The sequence below is a fragment of the Clostridium gasigenes genome (genome assembly GCF_900104115.1).
GTDB classification, from domain to species: Bacteria; Bacillota; Clostridia; order Clostridiales; family Clostridiaceae; genus Clostridium; species Clostridium gasigenes.
The window spans coordinates 1-26,869 of sequence record NZ_FNJM01000003.1; the positions used below are offsets into that span (position 1 = coordinate 1).

Annotated in this window: 16 protein-coding genes; 3 read left to right on the forward strand and 13 right to left on the reverse strand. The window is 29.8% G+C overall.

The genetic code is table 11. The features are described 5' to 3' along the window. Positions 1–192, forward strand: a 192-nt coding sequence (locus BLS77_RS07470; RefSeq protein ID WP_139164827.1) for an IS3 family transposase, incomplete at its 5' end; no start/stop codon positions are given. Positions 193–409: 217 nt separating this feature from the next. On the opposite strand, the gene BLS77_RS07475 is transcribed toward BLS77_RS07470, so the two are convergent. Both BLS77_RS07475 and namA read right to left on the reverse strand, forming a co-directional pair. Beyond that, positions 410–613: a DUF4177 domain-containing protein gene (locus tag BLS77_RS07475; protein WP_242873960.1), complete on the reverse strand. Its 204-nt coding sequence runs from the start codon at positions 611–613 to the stop codon at positions 410–412. A gap of 65 nt (positions 614–678) precedes the next feature. Beyond that, positions 679–1,710, reverse strand: a complete 1,032-nt coding sequence (gene namA / locus BLS77_RS07480) for an NADPH dehydrogenase NamA (protein WP_089967619.1) — start codon at positions 1,708–1,710, stop codon at positions 679–681. Positions 1,711–1,901: 191 nt separating this feature from the next. Between namA and BLS77_RS07485 the strand changes: the two genes are divergently transcribed. Further along, the gene (locus BLS77_RS07485; protein ID WP_089967621.1) at positions 1,902–2,981 is read left to right on the forward strand and encodes a sugar ABC transporter substrate-binding protein; all 1,080 of its coding nucleotides are present in this window, start codon (positions 1,902–1,904) and stop codon (positions 2,979–2,981) included. Between the two features lie 59 nt (positions 2,982–3,040). On the opposite strand, the gene BLS77_RS07490 is transcribed toward BLS77_RS07485, so the two are convergent. The 11 genes from BLS77_RS07490 to BLS77_RS07540 all read right to left on the reverse strand — a co-directional run bounded on the left by BLS77_RS07490 (position 3,041) and on the right by BLS77_RS07540 (position 25,237). Continuing rightward, a complete protein-coding gene (locus tag BLS77_RS07490) occupies positions 3,041–3,769 on the reverse strand; it encodes a hypothetical protein (RefSeq protein WP_139164828.1) in 729 nt (242 codons plus the stop codon). Between the two features lie 3 nt (positions 3,770–3,772). Further along, positions 3,773–4,108: a PadR family transcriptional regulator gene (locus BLS77_RS07495; protein WP_089967625.1), complete on the reverse strand. Its 336-nt coding sequence runs from the start codon at positions 4,106–4,108 to the stop codon at positions 3,773–3,775. A gap of 279 nt (positions 4,109–4,387) precedes the next feature. After that, complete coding sequence (locus BLS77_RS07500) at positions 4,388–9,577, reverse strand: S8 family peptidase (RefSeq protein ID WP_139164829.1); 5,190 nt, start codon at positions 9,575–9,577, stop codon at positions 4,388–4,390. A 151-nt stretch (positions 9,578–9,728) separates the two neighbouring features. Beyond that, positions 9,729–11,474 (reverse strand): S8 family peptidase, encoded by a 1,746-nt coding sequence (locus BLS77_RS07505; RefSeq protein ID WP_089967628.1) that lies wholly within the window; start codon positions 11,472–11,474, stop codon positions 9,729–9,731. Positions 11,475–11,835: 361 nt separating this feature from the next. After that, a complete protein-coding gene (locus tag BLS77_RS07510) occupies positions 11,836–17,367 on the reverse strand; it encodes a S8 family serine peptidase (protein WP_278336655.1) in 5,532 nt (1,843 codons plus the stop codon). Between the two features lie 347 nt (positions 17,368–17,714). Then, the gene (locus BLS77_RS07515) at positions 17,715–21,296 is read right to left on the reverse strand and encodes an SbcC/MukB-like Walker B domain-containing protein (RefSeq protein ID WP_089967635.1); all 3,582 of its coding nucleotides are present in this window, start codon (positions 21,294–21,296) and stop codon (positions 17,715–17,717) included. After that, positions 21,289–22,425 (reverse strand): TIGR02678 family protein, encoded by a 1,137-nt coding sequence (locus tag BLS77_RS07520; protein ID WP_089967638.1) that lies wholly within the window; start codon positions 22,423–22,425, stop codon positions 21,289–21,291. Before BLS77_RS07520 ends, BLS77_RS07515 begins: the two co-directional genes overlap by 8 nt. A 30-nt stretch (positions 22,426–22,455) precedes the next feature. After that, the gene (locus BLS77_RS07525) at positions 22,456–23,946 is read right to left on the reverse strand and encodes a TIGR02677 family protein (protein WP_089967641.1); all 1,491 of its coding nucleotides are present in this window, start codon (positions 23,944–23,946) and stop codon (positions 22,456–22,458) included. Between the two features lie 198 nt (positions 23,947–24,144). Then, on the reverse strand, positions 24,145–24,615 hold the full coding sequence (locus BLS77_RS07530) for a GNAT family N-acetyltransferase (protein ID WP_089967644.1): 471 nt from the start codon (positions 24,613–24,615) through the stop codon (positions 24,145–24,147). 3 nt (positions 24,616–24,618) lie between these two features. After that, a complete protein-coding gene (locus tag BLS77_RS07535) occupies positions 24,619–25,017 on the reverse strand; it encodes a hypothetical protein (protein WP_089967647.1) in 399 nt (132 codons plus the stop codon). Continuing rightward, positions 25,001–25,237, reverse strand: coding sequence for a PadR family transcriptional regulator (locus BLS77_RS07540; RefSeq protein ID WP_423231028.1), 237 nt, complete (start codon positions 25,235–25,237; stop codon positions 25,001–25,003). Before BLS77_RS07540 ends, BLS77_RS07535 begins: the two co-directional genes overlap by 17 nt. A gap of 361 nt (positions 25,238–25,598) precedes the next feature. Between BLS77_RS07540 and BLS77_RS07545 the strand changes: the two genes are divergently transcribed. Continuing rightward, entirely contained in the window at positions 25,599–26,207 is a 609-nt protein-coding gene (locus tag BLS77_RS07545; protein WP_089967653.1) for a DUF1847 domain-containing protein, read from the forward strand. Positions 26,208–26,869 lie beyond the last annotated feature (662 nt).

Genomic DNA, 26,869 nt, shown 5'->3' on the forward strand with positions numbered 1-26,869 from the left:
GAATCCTTCTTCGGACATATGAAAGATGAAATTCACCTTGGAAAATGCAACACATTTAATCTACTGAAACAAGAAACTGATAATTATATTGATTATTACAATAACAATAGATATCAATGGAATTTGGCCAAGCTATCACCAAATAAATACTACGAATATCTAGAAACCGGTGAATATCCGATTAAAATCTAGCTAAACTAATTTTATATATTAATATAATTTAAAGCACTGGTAAATACCTACAAACGGTATAATACCAGTGCTTTCTTGTCATACATCTTCCATAAAAAATATTCCAATTCATTTTTTAGGCGTTTTTTTCTAACTGTCCTTGACATAGGGACCACTTTATTTTCAGCTATATTGCAGTTTAATTGCTTTATATTGAAGATGTTAAATCCTTGACTAGTTATTTTCTTCTCTTAAAAACTGATATTATTTCTCTACTTTCACCATATCCCTTATTAGTTGAAAAACACGATACCAATTCCCATCCTTCTTCTCCAAGCTTATTAATTTTACTGTCAAAATCCTCTATTTCTAATATGCCACCTTGAAATCCTTTAGTTTCAACTTTAATACTTACATATTCCCATTTTTCCAAGACTATCACCTCTCAATTCATATATATTTCTTGTTTAACTAATCTTTCTAAATGATAAACTTTTACAGGGTTATTTAAAAACCTCTTTCATATTGCTTAGGTAAATATTCTAATTTTATACCAGTATTTTTAGCTTGGTTTAGAACCCAATTTGGATCTCTTAATAGTTCTCTTCCTATATAAACTAAATCTCCCCTTTTACTTTCAATAATTTCTGTTCCTTCATTACCTGTAGTTATAAGTCCACCTACTATAACTTTTATATTAGCATTATTTTTTATATATTCCCCTGCTGGTATTTGATAACCTGGGTAAATATTTATTTTTGCTGGCACCACGGCTCCAGTACTTATATCTACTATATCTATACCTAAATCTTTAACTAACAAAATAATTTTAGCCATATCTTCTTTTGTGTTTCCACCCTTTTCATAATCTTCTGCTGAAACTCTAAGCATTATAGCTTTATCATTTGGCCAAACTTCTTTTACTTTTAGAATAACTTCTTTTAAGAATCTTACTCTATTTTCAATATTTCCACCATATTCATCATTTCTTTTATTAGATAATGGTGATAAGAATTCTGATATTAAATATCCATGAGCCCCATGTATTTCTATAAAATCAAATCCTGCATCATCTGCCCTTTTAGCTGCATTTTTAAATTTTTCTGCAACTTCTGCAATATCTTTCTTTGTCATTTCCCTTGGTGTTTTTAAAGTTTTTTCTTCTTCATTGAAATGAATTGCAGATGGTCCAATAACATCTTCACTTAAAACAGAGCACTTTCTACCTGCATGCCCAAGTTGAATTCCTGAAACTGCTCCATATTTCTTTATACTATCTGATATTTTTCTTAAACCTTCTATATGAGAATCATCCCATATACCAAGATCTCTATTAGAAATTCTACCTCTTGTTTCTACGCCTGTAGCTTCAATAATAATAGCGCCTACTCCGCCTATTGCCCTAGCTGTATAATGAATTTCATGAAAATCATTTGCATAACCTTCACTATCTGCACAGTACATACACATAGGTGCCATAACTATTCTATTTCTAAATATTAGGTTCTTAACTTTAAGCTCTTTAAAAATCCCCTTCATAATTACTCCTTTCAATGCTTTTTATATATTTAAACATATTTTTCAAGTTCAATCTCTTCTTTCTTTATTATATCTTAAAGACAATTAAAATAGATTATAAAAATAAAAATATTATAATATGAAGTAAATGGTAACATGTGCATAAAATAGGAATAAGTTAATTATAGATAATAAGTAATTTGGAGGTAAATATGTATCTATCAATACCAGATGCTTTTTTGGTACCAATTTGTTATGATAAAGAAGATATTTTCTATATTAAAGAAACAGTAATATTACAACAACGTAATGGTAATATTTATTTTGCAAATAGAAAGGATATAGTAATTGGTATATCTTTACCTACTCAAAGAGAAGAACGCTGGGTTAGGGATAGGGACGTTATGGAAGGATATTCACAAGGAAAAGGGATTCCTGTAAATATTAAGGTTTCTGATACTGATTTAGCACAGCAAGCTTCACAAGTAGATGAACTAATATTAGACGGAATAGATGTATTGATTTTGGCACCTACAGATTCGGATGCTGCAGCAGATATGGTTGAAAAGGCCCACAAAGCGGGAATCAAGGTAATATCCTATGATAGACTTATAAAAAACAGTGATATAGATTTATTTATAACTTTTGATAGTCTAAGGGTCGGAGAGCTTCAAGGAAGATTCCTTATTGAGAATGCTCCAAAAGGGAACTATATTATTCTGTCAGGAGATGCTGATGATAATAATGCTAAGTTGTTAAAAGAAGGTGCAATGAAATATATAAACCCCTTAGTTAATAAAGGAGATATAAAAATAGTTACAGATCAAGCAGTAGATAACTGGGACCCCAAAAATGCTTTTATTATAGTAAGGGATTCTTTAATTGCTAATAACAATAAAATTGATGCGATATTAGCACCAAATGATGCCATAGCAGGAGCTGCAATTGAAGCATTGTCAGAAAAAGGTTTAGCAGGTAAGGTTCCCATAACAGGACAAGATGCAGAATTAGCAGCGGCGCAAAGAATAGTTGAAGGAACTCAACCAATTACAGTATTTAAAGACACTAGACAATTAGGTAAGGCGGCTATAGATGCTGCAATAAAAATTGCTAATGGGGAAGCTATAGATATAAATAATACTGTATATAACGGTAAAATTAATGTACCTGCAATACTTATGTCACCAGTAATTGTAAATAAGTATAATCTAGATAAAATTCTTATAGACAGTGGCTATTTAAATAAAAAAGATGTTTATAAGAAGCCCAATCAAACAGAGCAACTATTATAGTATGTCTCTATTAAAATTAAAATATATTAACGTAACAATAATAACCTTGAAGCATAAATTTAATTATTTATGCCTCTTCTATTTCTACTTTTTTTCATTCCTCTTGTTGCATCTAATGGTATTTTAACCATACTTACTAAAGAAACTATTACAATTAGAAATGCTATTATTATAGGAATTGAAATATTATCTAAAGTTATTAATTGAACTTTTCTTCCTAATAACCCTATTATCACAAAAGATATGGTTATTAAAACATACGCAATGAAAAATAGTATTGCTGATTTTTTATTATCAACCTTTTCACTTGAACTTTTAGCAATAAACTTTAAAACCCCAATTGCAACTATTAAAGCTATTATGCTATTCATAATTGGTGCTAGTGTGATTGTATATTTTATATTGATTAAATCACTTAATTCATTTGGCTTACTACTTAAAACTAAAATTACTATATCTAATGCAAAAAAGAACACTATTGCATAAATCATATTTGGAATGTGGTCTATAAGCATTTTAAGCTTATAATTCTTTACACTATCCTTGTAGGAGGCTATAACTTCTTTACAAAACTCCTTATAATCACCTATAATCTCAAATAAATTTTCGCCTCTATCCTGCGCCCCTAGAAGTATTTCATTAATATCATTTATTGCTTCTTCAGCATCATAAGCCGTTAACTCCACTCTAATATAACATACAATATTTGTTACTAAATCCTCATATTTATCATCTATCTTCATCATATTCTTATAATTATTTTTTATTTCTTTACTAGTCTTACTCATCATTTACACCCCTTTATAATTTTTTAAAATACCATCTACAAAATACTTGAACTCAATCCATGTATTTTCAAATTCACTAAGTTCTTCTTCTCCCTGCTGTGTAAGTGAATAATATTTTCTCTGTGGTCCAAAAGGAGATTCTTTTTTCTCAGACTTCAGACTTTTTCGTTTTTCTAATCTAGTAAGAAGTGGATAAATAGTGCCTTCTGTACATTTGCCAAAACCAAAGTTTCTAATCTCTGTAACAACTTCATATCCATAAGTTTCACCCTTATGCTTAACTATTTTTAAAATGCAGCCTTCGAGTACTCCTTTTAACAATTGTGATTTATTTTGCATATTAGCCTCCTTACTATGCAATACATAATAGCTTTTCTAAAAAATATACTTACTTTATAAAATATGATAGTTAGTTATTTTTATAGGTATTATGTTTTACATAGTACCATAATATTATTACTATAATTATTTGTCAATAATAATTTATATATTAAAAATGTTATTCCAAAATTCCTCTATAACAAAAAGACTTAACTACCTTTTATTTGGTATCTAAGTCTTTTGTTATATTTAACCTATAATATAATATGAGAATTTTCATATATTTTAATAAATAATTTAAAAATCCTCAGGTAACCTTATAAATAAATTCCCTACATAATATTCATTCATTGGGCTTTCTATCATTCTATCATCATCAGTATATTTATTATTTTTTCCCCCTCTAACATTATCAAAAACACCTTTCAAATTAAGCATTCCATATCCCCACTGTGGATTAGGATATACGTCTCCTGGTCGTTTTTCAGCACCTCTTATTAAATACGTTTTTAATTTTGTAGCATACATAGTGGGATCATTACCATCAATAATTCCCCATTGAAAAAGTAGTGCACATGCTCCTGCCACAACAGCTCCGGCTACACTTGAACCACTAATAATTTTAGTGGTTCCTCCTACTGCTGTTGTCTTAGCATTAATGCCACCAGCTGCAATATCAGGCTTAACCATATCATTTCTTGTATATCCCCTTCCAGACTGTGGCATAATTGAGTTATTATTTTGATTATAATATGCTACAGTTATTGCATTAATAGCGGTTCCTGGGAGAGTCAATGTAGTATACGGATTAGGTCTAAGAAATCTTGTACCGGGTGCTAAAAGTTCTCTTTGTGATATCCAAGAATCATATTTTCCTACTACAATTAACTCTCCTATAAGCTTAAATTGCCATATACCATCTCTAATATTTCTCGCAGTAATAACTATTTTTTGGTCTCCACTTATTTCCTCTGGTATAAAATATTCTATTGTCATTCTAGTTTCTTCATACACAAAAGTAATATCTGTAATTTCCTTAAGCTTTGGAGGTATTCTCTTAATAACCTCGCCTGTAGGAGAAGTTATTGTTAGTGATACTTTATCCGGCTTAGAAATCCATATTTCAATACGTATATCCTTCTGATTTTCTCCTATCTTAAGTTCTATAATACTCATATCTCCTGTCTTTTTTATTGTTCCAGAAGTATGAGTGGCAGTATTTCCTTGATTACCCGTTGGATAAACTACCGCTACTCCAATAAATGAGGTAATTTCATCTGAATACCTTTCAGTAAATGATTCTCCAGTATGTGAACCATTGTTTGTCCCTGTTCCACTATATATTACAATAGGCTTATTTAATTTAGATGCTAACATATATAAATATCTCTGAGCTAAAAATAAAGCTGTATTTTTATATGATACTTCATCTCCATAAAGTGCATAAAAATCTCTAAAAGCCTTATTACCAGGTCTCATCTTTACAACTGCTATACTACAGTTTGGAGCTACTCCTATAAGTTCTGGATTAGCACCTCTTGCACCTATAATTCCTGCCATATTTGTTCCGTGGCCTATTTCATCTTTAGATGGTACAATTGCATAGGGGTCCTCACCATTCCTCTTTGCTTGTATAGCCTTATTTATATCTTCTTGTGTGTATATACTACCTGCTAAAATTTCTGAAGGTAGAGTATCACCTTCAATATTTTGGTCATAAATTGATATAATCCGAGAAGTTCCATCCTTATTTATAAATTCTTCATTTAAATAATCTATTCCTGTATCAATTATACCTACAATTACACCTGAGCCATCCAAAGGTAAATATTCATTATTATAAAATAGAGGTGCCTCTGATGCTACTACCGGAGATATATCACATAATGTAAGGGCTGATCCTGGATCTGCATAAACTATTTCAGGAGTTGTATTTAACACTTTATTTACTAGTTCATATGGAATTGTTATAACTGCACGTCTTTCATCTATTACATATACATCCGAGTCTGGGAACTTCTTTATCGCATTAACTATATCTCCCCTATATTCAAGCATGATGTTCATATTACTTTCTTTCAAGAAATAGTTTACTTTTTTATTTATAGGAACTTGTCTGCTTTCCTTATTTTCTAAGCCTCTAATATTATCAAATATACCTTTTATATTTAGCATACCATATCCCCACTGCGGATTAGGATAAATATCACCTGCTCTTTTGCTTGCACCTCTTATCAAATAAGTTTTCACTTTTGTAGCATACATTGTGGTATCATTACCATCAATAATCCCCCATTGAAATAATAGCGCACAGGCTCCCGCTGTCACAGCCCCTGCTACACTTGAACCACTAACAATTTGAGTTCCTCCATTTGCAGCAGTTGTAATAGCATTAATTCCACCAGCTGCAATATCCGGCTTAATCCTATTATCCCTTGTATATCCCTTTCCAGATTCAGGAACAATTGAGTTATTATTTTGATTATAAAATGCTACAGTGATTGCCCCATTGGAAGTTCCTGGATTAGTTAATGTAGTATTTGAAGTAGAACTTAGAAATTTTGTATTTGGTGCTAAAAGTTCTCTTTGTATTATCCACGCATCATATTTTCCCACTATAATCAACTCACCTATAAGTTCAAATTGCCATATACCTTCTTTAATATTTCTTGCAGATATAATTATTTTTTGATCTCCACTTAATTCCTCAGGTATAAAATATTCTATTGTCATTTTAGTTTCCTCATAAACAAAAGTAATATCTGTGATTGATTTAAGTTTTGGAGATATTTTCCTAATAACTTCACCTGTAGGAGAGGTTATTGATAAAGCTACTTTATCTGGCTTTGAAATCCATATTTCAATACGTATATCCTTCTGATTTCTTCCTATCTCAATCTCTATAGTAGCTGTGTCTCCCTTATTTTCTATTATTCCTGAAGTATGGGTATCTGTATTTCCTTGATTGCCAGTGGGAACAACAACTGCTACCCCATTATATCTAGAAATTTCACTTATATACTTTTCAATAAATGCGTCTCCATTGTGAGGACCCGTATTGGAACCCAGTGGAATATATATTACAATAGGTTTCTTTAGCTGAACTGCCAAATTATACAGATGTCTTATACCAAGTAATATCCCTGATTTTTGGTATGCACTCTGACTTCCATAAATTCCATAATATTTTCTAAAAGCCTCATTTACAGGGCTAAGCTTTATTATAGCTAAGTTACACCTAGGAGCTACTCCTACGATATCAGGGTTAGCTCCTCTTGCTGCTACTATTCCCGCCATATTTGTTCCATGACCTATTTCATCCTTAGAGGGTACAATTACATAAGGATCTCCACCATTTTTCTTGGCTTCTATTGCCCTATTTATATCCTCCTGTGTATATACAATTCCTATAGGACCCTGCGATTCTATTAGCTTCCCTTCAATAATTCTCTCTTCAATAGTTCTATCTACAATTACTAAAATTCTAGAAGTTCCATCCTCATTTATAAACTCTTCATTTAAGTAATCTATTCCTGTATCAATTATACCTACAATTACCCCTGACCCATCTAATGGTAAATAAACATTATTATGAAATACGGTGGCTCCCGATGCTTCTACTGGTGAAATATCACAAGTTGTAAAAGGTGCATTTGGATCTGCATAGACTATTTCAGGCGTTAGCCTTAACACATCACTATAAATCTCATATGGTACTGTTATTACTGCACGTTTTTCATCTATTATATATACATCCGTATTTGGAAACCTCTTTAAAGCATTAACTATATCTCCCTTATATTCAATTAAGTCACTCCTATTATTCATATCAAAAAAATAATTAATTTTTGGGGGAGTTTCTCTACTTTCTTGTTCTCCTAATCCTCTAATATTATCAAAAACACCCTTCATACTTATGGATCCAAACCCCCACTGTGGATTAGGATACTCATCTCCTTGCCTTTTTTGTGCTCCTCTTATTAGATATGTTTTAAGTTTTATTGAATACATACCTTTATCCTTACCATCAATAATTCCCCACTGAAATATAAGTGCGCAGCACCCGGCTACTACTGCTGCCGCCACACTTGACCCAGTAATAATTTCAGGTCCCCCACCTACTGATGTTGTTAATGCATTAACTCCTCCAGCTACTATTTCTGGTTTTATTCTACCATCTCTTGTATATCCTCTACCCGATTGTACTTCAATAGCATTATTTGTTTGATCATAAAACCCAACGGATATAGCATATCTTGATGTTGATGGAATCATTAATGTTCCGTTTGGATCGGGCCTTAAAAATTTTGTGTTAGGCGCAAGTATTTCCTGCTGTGGTAGATACGCATTATATATACCTACAGATACAAGTTCTCCTACAATCTTAAAGTTCCATATACCTCCAGTTATATTTGTAGCTACAATTGTAATTTTTTCATCACCTGTTATTTCTTCTGGTTTAAGGTATTGAATAAACATTTTAGTTTTTTCATATATAAAATTAATCTCTGTGACTGCTTTGTTTCTAGGAGGTATTCTATCAATTATTTCTCCAGAAGGAGATGTAATTGATAATGTTAATTTATCTGGTTTAGAAATCCATATTTCAAATCTTAAATTTTTTTGATTATTATCTACTATAAGCTCAATGTTACCAACGTCACCTTCTTTAGCTACTAATCCCGATGTATGAGTATCTGAATCTCCTTCATTTCCATTTGGTACAACAACAGCTATTCCTCTGATTCTTGAAATTTCATCTATATATCTTTCATTAAGTGCCAATCCATCATGAGACCCCATACCGTAACCTAATGGTATTAATATTACGATTGGTTTTTCTAACTTAAGTGCAAGCTCATATAGATACTTTATTCCTAAATATATTGCAACACTTGAATAAGTAGGTGTATTTCCATATACATAGAATTCCTCTCTAACTCTCTTACTTGCAGGAAGTAGCTTTACAACAGCGAAATCACATTTTGGTGCTGTTCCTACAAATTCCGTTCGTACACCTCTACCACCTACAATTCCTGCCATATTTGTACCATGCCCTATTTCATCCCTTGAAGGCACTATATCATATGGATCAGCACCCTGATTCTTAGCGTTAATTGCATTATTTATATCATCTCTAGTATACTCACTTCCTATAGGCTGCCCATCAGGCCTTTTCCCCGTATTAATAGTTTGATCCCAAATTGATAAAATTCTTGAGGTACCCTCTGGATTAATGAACTCCTCATTTAAATAATCTATTCCAGTATCAACTATACCTACAATAACTCCTTCTCCATCTAAGGGTAAGTAAAGATTGTTATGAAACTGCTCAGCTCCAGATGCCGCAACTGGTGAAGTATAAGTCAATGTATAGATCCCTACAGGATTTTTATAAATAATTACATCAGGAAATTTACTAACTACCTCATCTATATCCATATCTACAACTGATAACAATGCACGGTTTTCATCAAGTACAAACACCGTTGCATTTGTTAATTTACTTATAGCACTAACAATATCTCCAGTGTATTCTATTATTGCATAACTTGCATTTTCATCTATTAAAATATCCTCTGTAACCTGTCTATGATCTTTTATATTAATATTATTATTTTTTATACTAACACCCCCATCATATAGGTAATCTTATGAATAAATTCCCCACATAATATTCATTCTTATCTATTGGTTTTTTAATAAATATATCATTCACACTGCTAATAATATTAGATTTTAATCTAATATTATTAAAGACACCCTTCATATCAACTGCTCCATATCCCCACTGTGGATTTGGATATATGTCACCTTCCCTTTTTGATGTCCCTCCTATTAAATATGTTTTAACTTTTGTTGAATATAAACTTGTGTCATTTCCATCAATAATTCCCCACTGAAATATAAGTGCACAGCATCCAGCTACCACTGCCGCTGCTACACTAGATCCACTAACAACTTGTGTTCCAGAACCTACCGTAGTTACTAAAGCATTTACTCCTCCTGCTACTACATCTGGTTTAACTCTATCATCTCTTGTATATCCTCTACCTGATTCTCTTACATTAGAATTATTATTTTGATTATAATATCCAACAGATATAGCATATGCTGATGATGATGGAATAGTTAATGTTACATACGGATCTGGTTTTAAAAATCTTGTACCCGGAGCTAGTAATTCTCTTTGAATTAAATAAGCATCATACCTACCTGTTACAACCAATTCTCCTATAAGCTTAAACACCCAAATTCCTTCCTTTATATTTCTAGCTTTAATTGTAATTAGCTCGTCACCTGTTGACACTTCCGGCATAGAGTATTGTACATATATTATAGTGCTTTCATATAGAAATTTAATTTCTGTTATTTTATCAGTTGTAGGTGGTATTCTTTGAATTATTTCTCCAGAAGGTGAGACAATTGACAGTGCAAATTTATCTGGTTTACTAACCCATATTTCAAATTTTATATTTTTTTGATTTTCATCTATTTTAAGCTCAATATCCATAGTATTTCCTACCTTAGCTATTGTTCCAGAAGTATGAGTATCTGAATCTCCTTGATTTCCTGTTGGAACAACTACAGTTATTCCACTTACCTTTGAAATCTCGTCTATATATCTCGCAATAAAGGATAATCCATTATGACCGCCCATATTTGAACCTAGAGGTACAAGTATTATCATTGGTATTTTTAACCTGCGGGCTAAATCATATAAATACTTAATACCTGAAAATACAATTGAAGTTGAATAAGTAGTTTCATTTCCGTACACCCCAAAATCATCTATTACTGTTAATGGTGTAGAGTATAACTTTACAATAGCAAAATTACATTTTGGTGCTACGCCTATAACTTCTGGGTTTGTACCTCTTGCTCCTATAACTGATGCCATACTAGTACCATGTCCAATTTCATCCTTTGAGGGTACTATTTTATAAGGATCCTGCCCATCATTCTTAGCTTTAATTGCGTTATTTATTTCTTCTCTAGTATACTCGCTGCCTCCGAACTGTCCTTCTATAACTTTTTTACTACTAATCGCTTGATCCCAAATAGATAAAATTCTTGATGTACCATCTTCATTAATAAACTCTTCATTTAAATAATCTATGCCAGTATCAACTATTCCTACAGTAACACCCAATCCATCTAGTGGCAGATAAATACTGTTATGAAATGTATTTGCTCCCGATGCATCTAATGGTGAAATATCACATAATGTATGTAATGCAGTAGGGACTGCATAAATAATTACATCAGAAAGTTTATCAAGTACTTCCTGTATATCCTGTATACTTCCTACAATTATTAATATTGCACGCTTTTTATCAACAATAACAACACGGACATTGGGAATTTCTTTTACAGCGCTCACAATATCTTTTTGATATTCTATTGTAGCAAAAGTACTCTCTGGTAATACAACAAACTCTTCATCTGTAAGGTTTGGAATTACCTGAACAATTACATCAGAAAGTTTACCAAGTGCTTCCTGTAGATTTTCTTCAGCTACTACTATTGCACGCTTTTCATCAATAATAAAAACACGGGCATTTGGAACTTGTTTTATAGCATTTCTAATATCTCCTTTATATTCTATAGTCGCAGAAATATTTTGAGGTATTTCAAAAGCCTCCGTCTCCGGAATTTTTTTTATATTCTCTTCTAATCTCCAATCCTGTCTCCCATTAGATGGTTTTATATTAATTTTATTATTTTTTATATCAGTCCCTCCTTCAATTAAATATTTTTAAGTATCCTATAGGTAATCTTATGAATAAATTACCAACATAATATTCATTTTCATCTATTGATTTTTTCATAAATATATCGTGTTCACTAAGCTCATTAGTTTTTAATCTAATATTATTAAAGACACCCTTCATATCAACTGCTCCATATCCCCACTGTGGATTTGGATATATGTCACCTTCCCTTTTTGATGTCCCTCCTATCAAATAAGTTTTAACTTTTGTGGAATATAAACTTGTATCATTTCCCTCAATAATTCCCCACTGAAATATAAGTGCACAGCATCCAGCTACCACTGCCGCCGCTACACTAGATCCGCTGATAACTTGTGTTCCAGAACCTACCGTAGTTACTAAGGCATTTACTCCTCCTGCTACTACATCTGGTTTAACTCTATCATCTCTTGTATATCCTCTACCTGATTCTATTACATTAGAATTATTATTTTGATTATAATATCCAACAGATATAGCATATGATGATGATGATGGAATAGTTAAGGTTACATACGGATCTGGTCTTAAAAATCTTGTGCCAGGAGCTAGTAATTCTCTTTGAATTAAATAAGCATCATACCTTCCTGTTATAACCAATTCTCCTATAAGCTTAAATACCCAAATTCCTTCCTTTATATTTCTAGCTTTAATTGTAATTAGTTCCTCACCTGTTGATACTTCTGGCATAAAGTATTGTACATATATTATAGTGCTTTCATATAGAAATTTAATTTCTGTTATTTTTTCAGTTGTAGATGGTATTCTTTGTATTATTTCTCCAGAAGGAGAAATAATTGATAGTGCAAATTTATCCGGTTTACTAACCCATATTTCAAATTTTATATTTTTTTGATTCTCATCTATTTTAAGCTCAATATCCATAGTATTTCCTACCTTAGCTATGGTTCCAGAGGTATGAGTATCTGAATCGCCTTGATTTCCGATTGGCACAACTACAGTTATTCCACTTACCTTTGAAATCTCGTCTATATATCTCTCAATAAAGGATAATCCATTATGGGGACCCATATTTGAACCTAGAGGTACAAGAATTACCATAGGTATTTTTAACCTGCGTGCTAAATCGTATAAATACTTAATACCTGAAAATACAGCTGAAGTTGAATAAGTAGTTACATTTCCGTACATCCCAAAATCATCTCTTACTGTTAATGGTGCAGATATTAACTTTACAATAGCAAAATTACATTTTGGTGCTACTCCTATAACTTCTGGCTTTGCACCTCTCGCTCCTATAACCGATGCCATACTAGTACCATGTCCAATTATATCCTTCGATGGTACTATCTCATAAGGATCCTTCCCCTCACTTTTAGCTTTAATTGCGTTATTTATTTCTTCTCTAGTGTACTCACTACCTCCGAACTGTCCTTCTGGGCTTTTACCTGTACTAATCTCCTCATCCCAAATAGATAAAATTCTTGAGGTACCATCCTCATTAATAAACTCCTCATTTAAATAATCTATTCCACTATCAACTATTCCTACAGTAACTCCCAATCCGTCTAGTGGCAGGTAAATACTATTATGAAACGTACTTGCTCCCGATGCATCTAATGGTGAAATATCACATAACGTATGCAATACAGTAGGAACTGCATAAATAATTACATCAGAAAGTTTATCAAGTACTTCCTGTATATCCTGTATACTTCCTATAACTACTAATATTGCGCGCTTTTTATCAACAATAACAACACGGGCATTTGCAATTTCTTTTACAGCGCTCACAATATCTTTTTGATATTCTATTGTAGCAAAAGTACTCTCTGGTAATACAACAAACTCTTTATCTGTAAGATCCGGAATTACCTGAACAATTACATCAGAAAGTTTATCAAGTACTTCCTGTAGATTTTCTTCAGCTACTACTATTGCACGCTTTTCATCAATAATAAAAACACGGGCATTTGGAACTTTTTTTATAGCGCTTTCAATATCTCCTTGATATTCTATTGTTGCAGAAATATTTTTCGGTATTTCAAAAACCTCCGCGCCTGGAATATTTTCTACATTTTCTTCTAATCTCCAATCACTTCTACCCTTAGATGGTTTTAATCTAATATTATTAAAGACACCCTTCATATCAACTGCTCCATATCCCCACTGTGGATTAGGATATATGTCACCTTCCCTTTTTGATGTTCCTCCTATCAAATAGGTTTTAACTTTTGTGGAATATAAACTTGTGTCATTTCCATCAATAATTCCCCACTGAAATATAAGTGCTGAGCATCCAGCTACAACCGCAGCTGCCACACTAGACCCACTGACAACTTGTGTTCCAGAGCCTACCGCAGTCACTAAAGCATTTACTCCGCCTGCTACTACATCTGGTTTAACTCTATTATCTCTTGTATATCCTCTACTTGATTCTCTTACATTAGAATTATTATTTTGATTATAATATCCAACAGATATAGCATATGAGGAGGATGCTGGAATAGTTAGTGTTACATATGGATCTGGATTTAAAAATCTTGTACCAGGAGCTAGTAAATCTCTTTGAATTAAATAAGCATCATACCTGCCTGTTACGACCAATTCTCCTATAAGCTTAAATATCCATATTCCTTCCTTTATATTTCTAGCATTAATTGTAATTTTCTCATCACCAGTTAATACTTCGGGTATAAAGTATTCTACATATATTATAGTACCTTCATATATAAATTTAATTTCTGTTATTTTATTAACGCTAGGTGGTATCCTATCAATTATTTCTCCAGAAGGAGAAATAATTGATAGTGCAAATTTATCTGGTTTACTAATCCATATTTCAAAATTTATATTTTTTTGGTTTTTATCTATTTTAAGTTCAATATTCTGAGTATCATCTTCGTTAACCATGGTTCCAGAGGAATGATTATCTGAATCTCCTTCATTCCCTATTGGCACAACTACAGTTATTCCTACAGCTCTTGAAATTTCATCTATATATCTCTCAGTAAGTGATAGTCCGTTTCGACCACCTCTACTTGCACCTAAGGGTACCAGTATTACCATAGGTATTTTTAACCTGCGTGCTAAATCGTATAAATACTTAATACCTAAAAATACAACCGAAGTTGAGAAGGTAGGTGCATCGCCATAAACACCGAAATAATCATTTAAAACCTCTGGTCTAGGTCCTAACTTTACAATAGCAAAATTGCATCTTGGTGCTACTCCTATAACTTCAGGATTTACACCTCTGGCCCCTACAATTCCTGCCATACTAGTACCATGCCCTACTTCATCCTTTGATGGTATTATTGCATAAGGATCCTGTCCATCCATCTTAGCTTTAATAGCACTATTTATTTCTTCCCTAGTATACTCACTGCCTCCAAACAAATCTTCTCGTCTTTTTGCACTAGGAATAGTTTGATCCCAAATAGTTAAAATTCTTGATGTGTTATCTTCATTAATAAACTCCTCATTTAAATAGTCTATACCAGTGTCAATTATACCTACCGTAACTCCTAGTCCATCCAATGGTAAGTAAGTACTGTTATGAAATGTGGTTGCCCCAGAGGCCTCCACTGGTGAAATATCACACAAAGTATACAATCCACTAGGATTTACATAAACAATTACATCAAAAAGTTTATCAATTACTTCCTGTACATCTCCCCTAACTGCTAATATTGCACGAGTTTTATCTGCAATAAAAATACGGGCATTTGGAATTTTACTTACAGCACCGGCAATATCTCCTATATATTCTATAGGACTAAATACCGTATCTATTAATGTAAAAAACTCCTCATCTGTCATATTTTCTTCTAATCTACTTTGACCTCTAACATTAGCTAATTGTAGTAAATTTAATGAATCATATGCACAAACAGTTCCATATCCCCATCTAGGATCTGGATAGGGTATCTCTAACCTATCTCTTTTTGCACCTTTTGAAAGATAATACTTAAGTCGCTCTCCATAAAGGAAAGGATCATTCCCCTTAACTATTCCCCACTCTAGAAGTAATGCACATATTCCTGCTACATTAGGCGATGCCATTGAAGTTCCTGTTTTAGTATCAAACCCCCTATTTGAGACTGTTGATAATATATCTTCTCCTGGAGCTACTATATCTGGTTTTTCAAAGGAAGTTCTATAGATCTTCCCCCTTCCTGAAAATGAGGAAAAAGTATTTGTCATATTATTATAACTACCCACTGAAATTGCGCTTTGTACTGTAGCTGGTATTCCTAAGGTATTATATACATCAGGTTTAAGAAACCTTGTTTTTTCATTAATTGCTTCTGTAATAGGAAGCCATATATCATATATTCCCCTATATTTATTAAGAACTTTTAAAGTTACTTTCCATTCACCACTTGGTAAGTACTGTAATCCAGGCAAAAGACTTATAGATATTTCACCATTTATGTCAAAGGGCTTAGGCCCTGTATTATAAATAAGACATTTATCAACACCTATGTTAAGTTCTCTGTATCCATTACGTATTACTATTTCTCCACTTTTTTCGCCTAAGGGATTTTCTATCTCAATGGATATATCAACTAAAAGAGGTTTATATAATTGAAGCGATAGTGCCATTTCAGAATCAGATACACTTAAAGGAATCACATTAATATCGCTTAATTCACCACCTACATGGTGAGCTGCGTCACCTTCATTACCTGCTGCAATAACTATTGCCACTCTCTCAAGCCTACATATAGTTTCTATATATTGTTCTAAAAGACTTGTACCATTATGTGCCCCATCATTAGTACTTAAACTAATGTTTATAGCAAGTGGTTTATTCATTTCATTTGACTTATCTACTAAAAACTTTATTCCTCTCATAATCTGAGTACTTAAAGCAAAATTCAAAAAACCGTATCTAGTAGTCTTTACCATTGCAATAGAACTTTTAAAAGCTACTCCATAATTTTGCTTAGGTATGTTCCCACCTGCGCAAGCTATTCCAGCTACATGTGTCCCATGATCTAGTGGGTCTCTTACATTTACAATTGCATATGGGTCTGGTGCTTTTAAAGCTTCATTTATTTGAGCCTTATCATAAATCTTTCTATCCTCAGCCAAATCATAAATAAAATCAATTCTTGTATTTCCATTCTCATCTCTAAATGCAGGATGGGTATAATCTATACCAGTATCAATAAATCCAACTAATACGCCCTCTCCAGTAAGACCATACCTGTCCCAAGCATTTGTAACGCAACTAGCCTTATTACTTTCAAGATCAGAAGTAAATAAAACCTTAGGTAACTCTACATACTGTACTCCTTGTAGCTCTGATATTTTACGAATATCTTCAGACTTTACAGTAACAATACCAAATCCATAACCTAAATTTTCAAATGTTCCACCTATTGCCTCAACAGACCTTGTAACTTTATCTAAATTGTTTCCAAACAAAACTACTATTTCTATATTTCCTTTATTAATCTTTTCATTTTGTGATAAAGGAACCACCTTATATAGTAACTGTTCTGGTATTTTATTTAATAAGTTCAATTTAGCGTCAAACTTGTTACTTTCTATGTTAATCTCCCCCTGAAAATCTATTGCTATATAATAGGTTATTCAAATATTCTTTAATAAAAACCATTTAAATTTATAATTTGTTAATTTTTTAAAATTTATTTCTCAATTCTTAATTAAATATTAATCACATACCACTAAATCAAAAATTAAGTAAAAAAATAAAGCCATGTATTTCTACATGACTTCTATTATTTTTCAATTATATCTTTTACATATTTATTATTATAAAATCTATATAATCTTTTATTAATAACTCTTGATAAGCTGAATATTTTTCCTCAATAATACAATTTTTTATTTCTTTATATGCCTTAAGCCCATAAATTGTGGTTGTATTAGATATTTCATTCTATGCCTTCTATACTTTTAACTTTCCCATTCCATTTGTATTTTATTGGTAGTATAACATCATCCCCTTGCCTTATAAGTTCATAAATAATCAGAGATTTTACACTTTCATATGTTCCCCATAAAACTTGAGAGTTTAATACATAATCTAAATCTAACCCTTCTAAAAGTGTAAACATAGTATTTATGTTTTGTTCATCAACCCCTGCAAATGCTTCATCTAAAGCTATAATTCTTGGACAATCCTTTTTATCAGCAGCATTATATCTTGCATTTATTGCTGCAAATAATGGGATATACATTGCCATAGCTTTTTCTCCACCTGATAATTTGAAAAATTCATTATCTGTTAACTCATTTAATTTAGAACTTTTATTGTTACTATATGACAATCTAAATTCATACCATTCTCTATAATCTAAAACTTCCTTAATAATAGCTTGATAGCTCTTATTTATATCCTCATCATTTGCTAACTTTTTTGCCTTTTTAAGACTTTCCTTGAAATGATTAGATAACTTTTCTCTTTCATCTGCATCCATAAATTGTGGGTTACCTATTATCTTAGTTAATTCCTTTGAACCTAGTTCCCCTATGTTTTCTGATTTTTTTGCTATCCATTTTAAATCAAGCTTTAACCCATTAGATGTATCCATAGAGCTCATTAATGTATTTATTTGCTTTACCCACTTATTAGCATTATAAATTTTAGCACTTATTTTAGAGCTTAATGTATTTATAAGCGTATCTTCAAAAATTTCTCTTTCTTTATCGCTTATTAATAATTTTTGGTCTTCTATTGACCTAACTAAATGATTTATTAAATCTATTAACTTAATATTTCTTCTGTTTATCTTAAACATTAAATCTATTCTTATTCCACCACTTAAGATTTCATTTATTTCTTCATCTTCTGTTTTAGTATAATCTAAAAATATGTCTTCCTTTTTCAAATTATATTCAACTAATTCCGAACCATATTGTGATATAGTTTCAAATAGTTTAGATACTATACGATCTTTCTTTTCTATAAGTCCTTGTCCCTCAGATTCTAAAATCTTAATTGCAGCCTCTTCTTCATTTAAATCTCTTATTTCTTCAATATACCCTAGAGATATCTCATCATTTAAAATCTTTTTATAATATTTAAATATATTTTTTTCTTTTTCAAGCTTATCCTTAGATTTAATTATATCTTTTTGTATAACCTCTATTTTAGCTTTATTTCTTATATATGATTCTCTCGAAACCTCTATTGCATCTGGATAGTTTTCGGTTATGTGTATAACACTATTTAATTCTTCTTTAGTCTTACCTAAATTTAAGCTTTTAAGTATTTCTTCTAAAGATTGTATTTCTGCACTTATTTTTTCTCTTTTTCCCTTTAATCCATGTATTTCACTAATAATAATATCTATATCAAAATTTATATCTTCTATAATATCTTTAGTACTTTTAATTTCTTTTTCTATATGGCTTTTATTATTATGGTTATGTTTTAAATTATTTATTGCTTCTATATATAATTTAATTGACTCTACCGCTTCTTCAAAAGCCTCTAAATTTTTAGGAATCTTAATATATTCGCCTTCTTCAATTATCCTACTATCTAATTTTTCTTTATCTCTTTCTTTTTCAAATAATTGATCTCTTATAATTTTCAACAAACTTTCTCCATCTTTTAACTTTCTTTTAGCTTCATCAATTAATGTTATACTTGTTTCTATATCATTCACTTTTGGAAAATTATCAATTTCATTTGTTATTGTAAAAATAGATAGTTCTATATGAGTTATACTTTGAGTTATTAACAGTTTCTCTTTTTTAAGATTTTTTACATTTTCCTCTTCTTCAATAGATTCTTTATTATTTTCAAGTTTTATAATTTCATTTTCTAATTCTTTTATCTCATTATCTTTACTTTCATTTTTATTATCTAACTTTATATTTTCATCTTTTAATTTCATTAATTTTTCTTCAGCTAGTCCCTTTATAATAAACTCTATTTTATTTGCTTCATAAATTTCTTCTACTTTATGTATAGTTCTAAATAATTCATTTAGCTCCTTATCCTTTATTTTTAGTTCTTTACACTTGTCCAAATATCTATTTATTTTTTCTATATACTCTATTTTAGAAGTTGTTAACAGCTCTATGCCCTCATTTAATTTTCTATCTAGTTCCTTAACTTCTCTTTTATTTTTATGTTCTAGTAAAAATATTTTATCTAATTCTTTTTTAGCTTCGCTAAGTTTTATAATTAGCTTATATATACTACCTATTAATTGTTCATAAGATCTTGCATTTTCTAATACTAAATCCAAACTACAATCTTCTTTAAGGCTTATTTCATTTTTAATATTTACTATAGACTCATAATAACTTTTTTCTCTATAGTATTCTTCATCATCTAATAAACCCTTTATAGCCTTATCTATATTATATATTTTAAGTTCTTTTCCCTCTATTTCACCTTTATTTTTTCTTTTTTTATCTAACTTATCCTCTTCAATTTTTTTCTTATTTTCTAACAAATTAATAACTTCATTATTTTCATTTTTTAATTCGACTAATTTTTCAGATATTTTAAATCCTTTATGATTTTCTAATGCTTTTCTCTTTATCTTTGCATCCTGTAATATTAACTTTAATTCTTTAATCTCTTCTTTACTAACTTCTTTTAAAATTTCTGCCGCACTATTTTCTTTATATAATTTATCAATACTATCAGCTTCATTTTTCACTCTTAATCTGCATCTATTATAATCTAGTCCTTTTTTATATATAATTGTTTTATTATACTTTGAAAATGCATTATAAATTTTTTCCGCACTTCTTAAACTTTTATCTAATTCTTCTAGATTATTATTTAGGCTGTCCATATTGTCCATAGCTTCTGATATATCTCTAAGATCATCCTCTGAAAGGGTATTTAGTGATTTATTTAATATTCCATATATCTTAGTTGGTTTAAAATCCTTTGATAGCTTAGGGCTCCTTAGCTCTATTAAAAGATTTAATAGTTCTTTATAATTTTCAATATCAGAATATCCAAAAAGATGTTCATTTACCTTATTCATATATTCTTTTTGACTTAAGGTAAATACGTTACCTTCACCTAATCTATTTTCAAACTTCTTTTGATTTAATGGAATCTTTTCTCCTGAGAATTCATATAATTTAAAATCTTTATTTATTCTTCTACCATCTTTTAATATAAAATGCCAGCTTTCTAATTTTTTCCCTTTTCTTGCTCTAAATCCAATTCCTATAGTTATATAAGTTTTTGATTCTGGTTTTTTAAACTCCATATAAAGATATGAAATTCTATCCTCTTCACCATCTTCCATAAGTATATAATCTTCTATTCTTCTCGATTTTGTACCAAATGGATCTATTCTGTTAGGTCTTTTATCTCCATCTAATAATAAAGGAATAAAGCTTTGAGTTGTTACTGATTTTCCACTTCCATTTGTTCCTTTAAATATTACCTTACCATTTTCAAGTTTATATTCTTGATCATCATAATACCAAAAATTGAATAATCCGAACTTATTTGCAACCCATCTACTACTCATTACTCTTCCTCTCCCTATAATCTTTTGGGTACTCCCCTATAACTTTTGCTATTAAAGGCAATAGTATAATCTTATCCTTTTCTTCTTTAATCATAGAAAAGTTTTTCATAAACTTTTTTATTTTACTTACTATTATTTCTTCACTGTAATCTCTAAATTCTTTAGTAAAACCATCTCCATATTTATTTCTTGTATTTATTATTAAATCTTTAAATTCATCTACTGAAATAATAACTATGTCCTCTATAGTTACATTTAATTTTTTTTCTTCTATTAAACTTCTGATTTCTTTATTTACAAATAGCGTTACTACTCCATCTCCATTTTTACTTGGAAACACGTCATTTACTCCCGATGATTCACCAAGTGCAACCATTGCTCCATTTCTGTGAACATGTAAATTCCAGTCTAAGTTTTTTTCAAATGCATTACAAATTGGAGCTCTATAGTTTTTAATATATTCATAATCACTATCTTCTTCTATATTATTGTAAACTATTGGTGAAAGTAATAGTTTTCTATACACTCTATTTTTTCTCATTACCCCTCTTTCATTATATAATTCTCCAAAAGTTTCATTAAGTAAATCTTCATAATTTTCCATTTCATCTAAGTCTTTAGAAAATCGCCTTACCATGTACCTTGATATACCTGTACTTTCATATAAAACTTCTGCAGCCTTACTTTTACTAAAGTCATCTTCATTCCCATCATTATTTTTAATTAATCCAAGATCTAATGAAAATTTCATTACTTTTATAAGTGATTTTCTATTTGAAAACACTGTCCAATCAATTTTTTCATCCACATAGGCGCTTTCTATATACTCTGTAAGGTTTGACAATATAAATTGCTCTTCTTTATTTTTATCCTCAAGGAACATAAGTATATTCAGAAAAAATATATACTCTTTTTTATCCGTAAAGTCACTAATTCCCATCCAACTTTCTGGTGAAGATGGGATTTTCTCTAGTTTTATAAATTCATCTTTTATTATTAAATCATAACCTAAGTTATTACTTATAAAATCTTTATATGAGCTTACATTATCCTTTATAGAGTAATATAAATCTCTATCTTTTTCTTTTATAATCATATAATTTTCTATTAAATCAATAAGCTCCAACATCTTCACTCCTATTAAAAAACTATTAAAAAACTATTTAAAAACTATTTCGTAATCTGGCATTGTAAAATCTCCATCTTCACAGTTAATTTTTATATTATCTTTAGGTTTTAAATTTACTATTTTATATGACTTTCCATATTCATTTCTTATCCAACTATTTGATTTATCATTTATTGATTTAGATAACCATGTTAAAAATATTATTCTTTCTTCTTTAGAAATTCCTGCTAAATTTCTGAAAATTAATTTATTATCTTTTATATAACTTTCTATTAACTCTTCCTCTTTTTTTCTTTTTTCTAATACCTCTATTCCCTTTTTATTTTTTTCTTCTGATTTATTTTTAACTATAGCTGTACTTGCTGTTTTTCTACCATAATCTCTACGGCTTGGCGTAATAGTCACAACTGTTGGATTTTCCTCAAATATACTACTATTGATGCTCTCTGTTTCTCTCTCTGTGTTACAAACTATATGACGAGTATTAAAAACACCAAATACTAGTGATGAGAGTTTATGAGCCTCTTCAATATTCTTTGTATTATTAAATATCTGCGCAAGTTTTCTATAATCTACTAGCCTATTTCCTCCCCCATAGTTTATTTCAGTTATTTGAAGAGCATATCTTGTTATTTTTCTTATTATTCCGTTTGTACTTTCTAAAATTTGTTCTCCCATTGGAGTTCTTCCTTTTATAGCTACAAACCATTCCTTCATACTCATATATCTTCCCGCATTAATTTCATACCTTGCATTTTCATTGTAATCAGCATTTAAAGCTATTGTATTTTTTTCATATTTAACAATTTTTTTTATACATAAATCTAATCTTTCTGTATCTTCTTCTAATATTTCTATACTTTTTTGTATTTGTGGTACGTTAATTTGTATTCCCTTTATAAATTCTCTTAAATACTTTATAAAACTCTCTTTATATATTAAAAATTCTGTTGTTTTTAATAACTCCTCTGTTTTAGGATTAAAAAACTTACTTATATAATCTTGATAATTTTCATTAAGATGTTTAAAATCTCTATTTAACATTTCCCAAAGACTAAATAAATCTTTGCCATTATTATTAATTTCTATTTTTTCTAATTTTTTCAATGTATCTCTAAACCTTTCTATTAAGGATATTTCTAAAGAACCTCTCATACCATCACTTGCAGCTTCAATCTTTATTAATGTTCTTTCAAGTTCTATTGTTGCATAAGAAATTTGATATCTAAATTTCCTATTTTTAAACTCTTCAATAGTTGTTGTTCTTTTTGTATCTTGAATTGCAGCAAAGTTTCCCCAGGATTTTAATGCTTCTAAATCCCCTTTTAAATTATCCAATGTGTAGCTGTTAAAACCCTGTACATTTATTATTTCATCATATATTTCTTCAGCATATAGCCAATACTTCATCTTTTCATAATTAATATAAGCTATTCTAATAATATTTCTATATCTCCAAGTGTTATCCGTATTTAAATAGTTTACTTCTGTTACCCTTTTTCTAACATTTGTACTAATCATTAGTTGCTCCTTTAACCACTCTGTAATTAATCTAATTTAATCTAATTATAACATATTTTTCAATTTTAAATTATATAGAATGATTCATATCTAAATATAAAATGTCTATATCTAAATATGAATCATCCTAGATTTTATTAAAAATAGCCAGCGTAATTCAATAATTACACTGGCTATAAAATCTATTCTATCTTTAACTTATAATGTTTTAATGTACCACACATCACAAGCAAAATGTTCTGTTTCAATTAAAGGTTTTTCTAGTTTTATAAATCCATTTTTTTTATAAAACTTATTTGCTCCAATCATATTGCTAAAAGTTTCTAAATAACATTTACTATAATGTTTTTTTGCAAATTCTAAGGAAATTTCCATTAGTTCATTTGCAATACCTCTTCCTCTTACTTCTTTTAATGAATACATTTTCTGTAGTTCACATATGTTTTCTAAATTTTCTAGTGGCCCAATTCCACAGCCAGCTATTATTTTATTATTTTCTTCAACAACAAAGTATTTTGATCCTTTATTTTTATAAAGCTCATAAAATCTGCCTAAATTTGGATCAGTCCAAGCACACCCTGGTTTATCACCTCCAAATTCTATTAAACATGTTCTAATAAGTAACTCTACTTCTTTATTATCTTTTTGCTGTATTTCTCTTATTATCATATATTACTCCTCCATTTTTGTTGGTGATTTCATTACAACTCCAATTAACAATACTTCTATAAATGACATTACTATTAATAATATGATTCCTATTATATCTATATTGTTATTTATTATCATACCTCTTCCCATCAATATTATTAATGCTAAAATTATAACTACATATATGGAAAATATAATTTTAAAAATTTTATTATTCCATGTTTTCTTTTTTAAAAACGCATGCCATATTAGCGGTTCTTTATTTTTCTTTTCATATTTTACTTTATGTTTTAAATACCTATTTTTTATTGCTTCTTCATATTTAAGTTGCTCTGCTTCTTGTTCTAATTTTGATTTATTAAAACTTTCTACTAGTATCCCCCATATAAACCCCTCCCTAAAATTATAGTTCTTTAGCATTAATTATCTTATTAGTATTAATTGTCATCTCTTGAAAAACACTTTTAAAATCTTCATAATATTTTTGTCCGTCCTCTGTTATAGAATAGTATTTACGCTTTGGCCCTAAAGGTGATTTACCTATGCGACAACTTATTAAGTTCTTTTTTTCCATCCTACTTAATAAGGGATATAATGTACCTTCATAAATATCTTTAAATCCATACTTCTCTAATACCACTAAGATTTCATATCCATAAGTCTCCTCATGTGAAATAATACTTAATACGCATCCCTCTAAAATACCCTTTAACAGTTGTGATTCATCTATAATAATCCCCTCCTACTTTGCTCTTCATAGTAGTAACATTATTTTACATTCACTACTTAGATATGTCAAGTAGTGAATGTATTTTTTATCATGAATAAAGCACTCACTTAATAAATATGTAATCCAATATTGAAGTATAAAATCAAAGTTTAAGATATTTTCTTTACACCTATGCCAGCTTCTTTTATACTTATTTCATTGTATTATTTTAACATGTAAGGTAATATAAATTGTATTATTCTATAAATTACAAACGAAAGAAGGGATTATTATGTTTAATTGTGCTTTATGTTCTGTACACGCTTGTAATAGTGGTGATATTGATAGATTTCCTAGAAATTGTCCTTGTGTTAATGAAAAAACGGAGGAAATTAAAGAATTATATAATGAAAAAGGTAATTTAAATATTGCTCGAGCATCAGCTTTAGTAGTAAGTGAAGGGTATTGTCAAAAGACAAGATTAGAAGAAACAATGGATTTTGCAAATAAATGTGGATTTAAAAATATAGGACTTGCATTTTGTATAGGATTAGCTAATGAAGCTAAAACCTTAAGCAAGGTTTTTTCATATAATGGATTTAATATAAACTCAGTTATATGCAAAAACGGGAGCATACCTAAAGAATTTATTGATATTAACGAATCAACTGTACCAATGTGCAATCCTATAGGACAAGCTATCTTTTTAAATGAGACTAAAACAGAATTGAATATAATTTTAGGTTTGTGTGTTGGTCATGATTCTTTATTTATAAAATATTCAGTAGCACCTGTAACTGTCTTTGCCGTAAAAGATAGAGTTTTATGTCACAACCCTTTAGCAGCAATTTATCAAGCAGACGCTTACTATAAAGATAAATTATTTCCTAAAAAAAAGTGATAAGTATCTACTATAATAGTTATATTAATTTTAAGGAGGATTAAATTTGAAAAATAAAATAGGAGTTTGTTTTGGGATAATGTTATCATTAACTATAGGATTATTCATCGAGGCATTAGCATTGCTTGCATACCCACTCTATCCATTTGCCTTACTTACATTTCTATTCTGTATTTATTCGGGCGTATGTTCCTTTTTTTTGTACAGGATTAATAAAGGGAACTATAAGTAAATATTTTAATTAATACTAAATATTCATATAAATTTAGTTGGTGAAATAATGAAAAAAATAGGCCTTAATTTTCTAACACTTTGTTTATACTGTTTTCCGTTTGTATACTTCTCTATATATACAGATTTTACCAACGGTTCAATGATTGGTTATTTAATAATAATAATAATAACTTCAATTATAGCCTTTGAAGTTAAATGTTTTAATAATGTATTTGTTCTTAATAATAGGAAATATACTATCTGCAATTATTTCATATTTCTTTATTTGCAATATAATTAATGAACAATGGAACACTTATTTTAAACCACTAATGCCATATCAATTACTAATATTGGTTAGTTTGTTAAATTTAATCCCCCAACTATTTGCAATAAAGTTGGCAGGTAAATATAAAGAAAGAAAAAATATTAAATAGACCTTAACAATT

What these genes read in the sequence shown, in the direction of transcription:
- BLS77_RS07525 (WP_089967641.1), bottom strand. Translation starts at nt 23,946, where the DNA reads ATGATTAGTACAAATGTTAGAAAAAGGGTAACAGAAGTAAACTATTTA.
- BLS77_RS07545 (WP_089967653.1), top strand. Translation starts at nt 25,599, where the DNA reads ATGTTTAATTGTGCTTTATGTTCTGTACACGCTTGTAATAGTGGTGAT.
- BLS77_RS07520 (WP_089967638.1), bottom strand. Translation starts at nt 22,425, where the DNA reads ATGTTGGAGCTTATTGATTTAATAGAAAATTATATGATTATAAAAGAA.
- BLS77_RS07490 (WP_139164828.1), bottom strand. Translation starts at nt 3,769, where the DNA reads ATGAGTAAGACTAGTAAAGAAATAAAAAATAATTATAAGAATATGATG.
- BLS77_RS07495 (WP_089967625.1), bottom strand. Translation starts at nt 4,108, where the DNA reads ATGCAAAATAAATCACAATTGTTAAAAGGAGTACTCGAAGGCTGCATT.
- namA (WP_089967619.1), bottom strand. Translation starts at nt 1,710, where the DNA reads ATGAAGGGGATTTTTAAAGAGCTTAAAGTTAAGAACCTAATATTTAGA.
- BLS77_RS07485 (WP_089967621.1), top strand. Translation starts at nt 1,902, where the DNA reads ATGTATCTATCAATACCAGATGCTTTTTTGGTACCAATTTGTTATGAT.
- BLS77_RS07530 (WP_089967644.1), bottom strand. Translation starts at nt 24,615, where the DNA reads ATGATAATAAGAGAAATACAGCAAAAAGATAATAAAGAAGTAGAGTTA.
- BLS77_RS07515 (WP_089967635.1), bottom strand. Translation starts at nt 21,296, where the DNA reads ATGAGTAGTAGATGGGTTGCAAATAAGTTCGGATTATTCAATTTTTGG.
- BLS77_RS07535 (WP_089967647.1), bottom strand. Translation starts at nt 25,017, where the DNA reads ATGCTAAAGAACTATAATTTTAGGGAGGGGTTTATATGGGGGATACTA.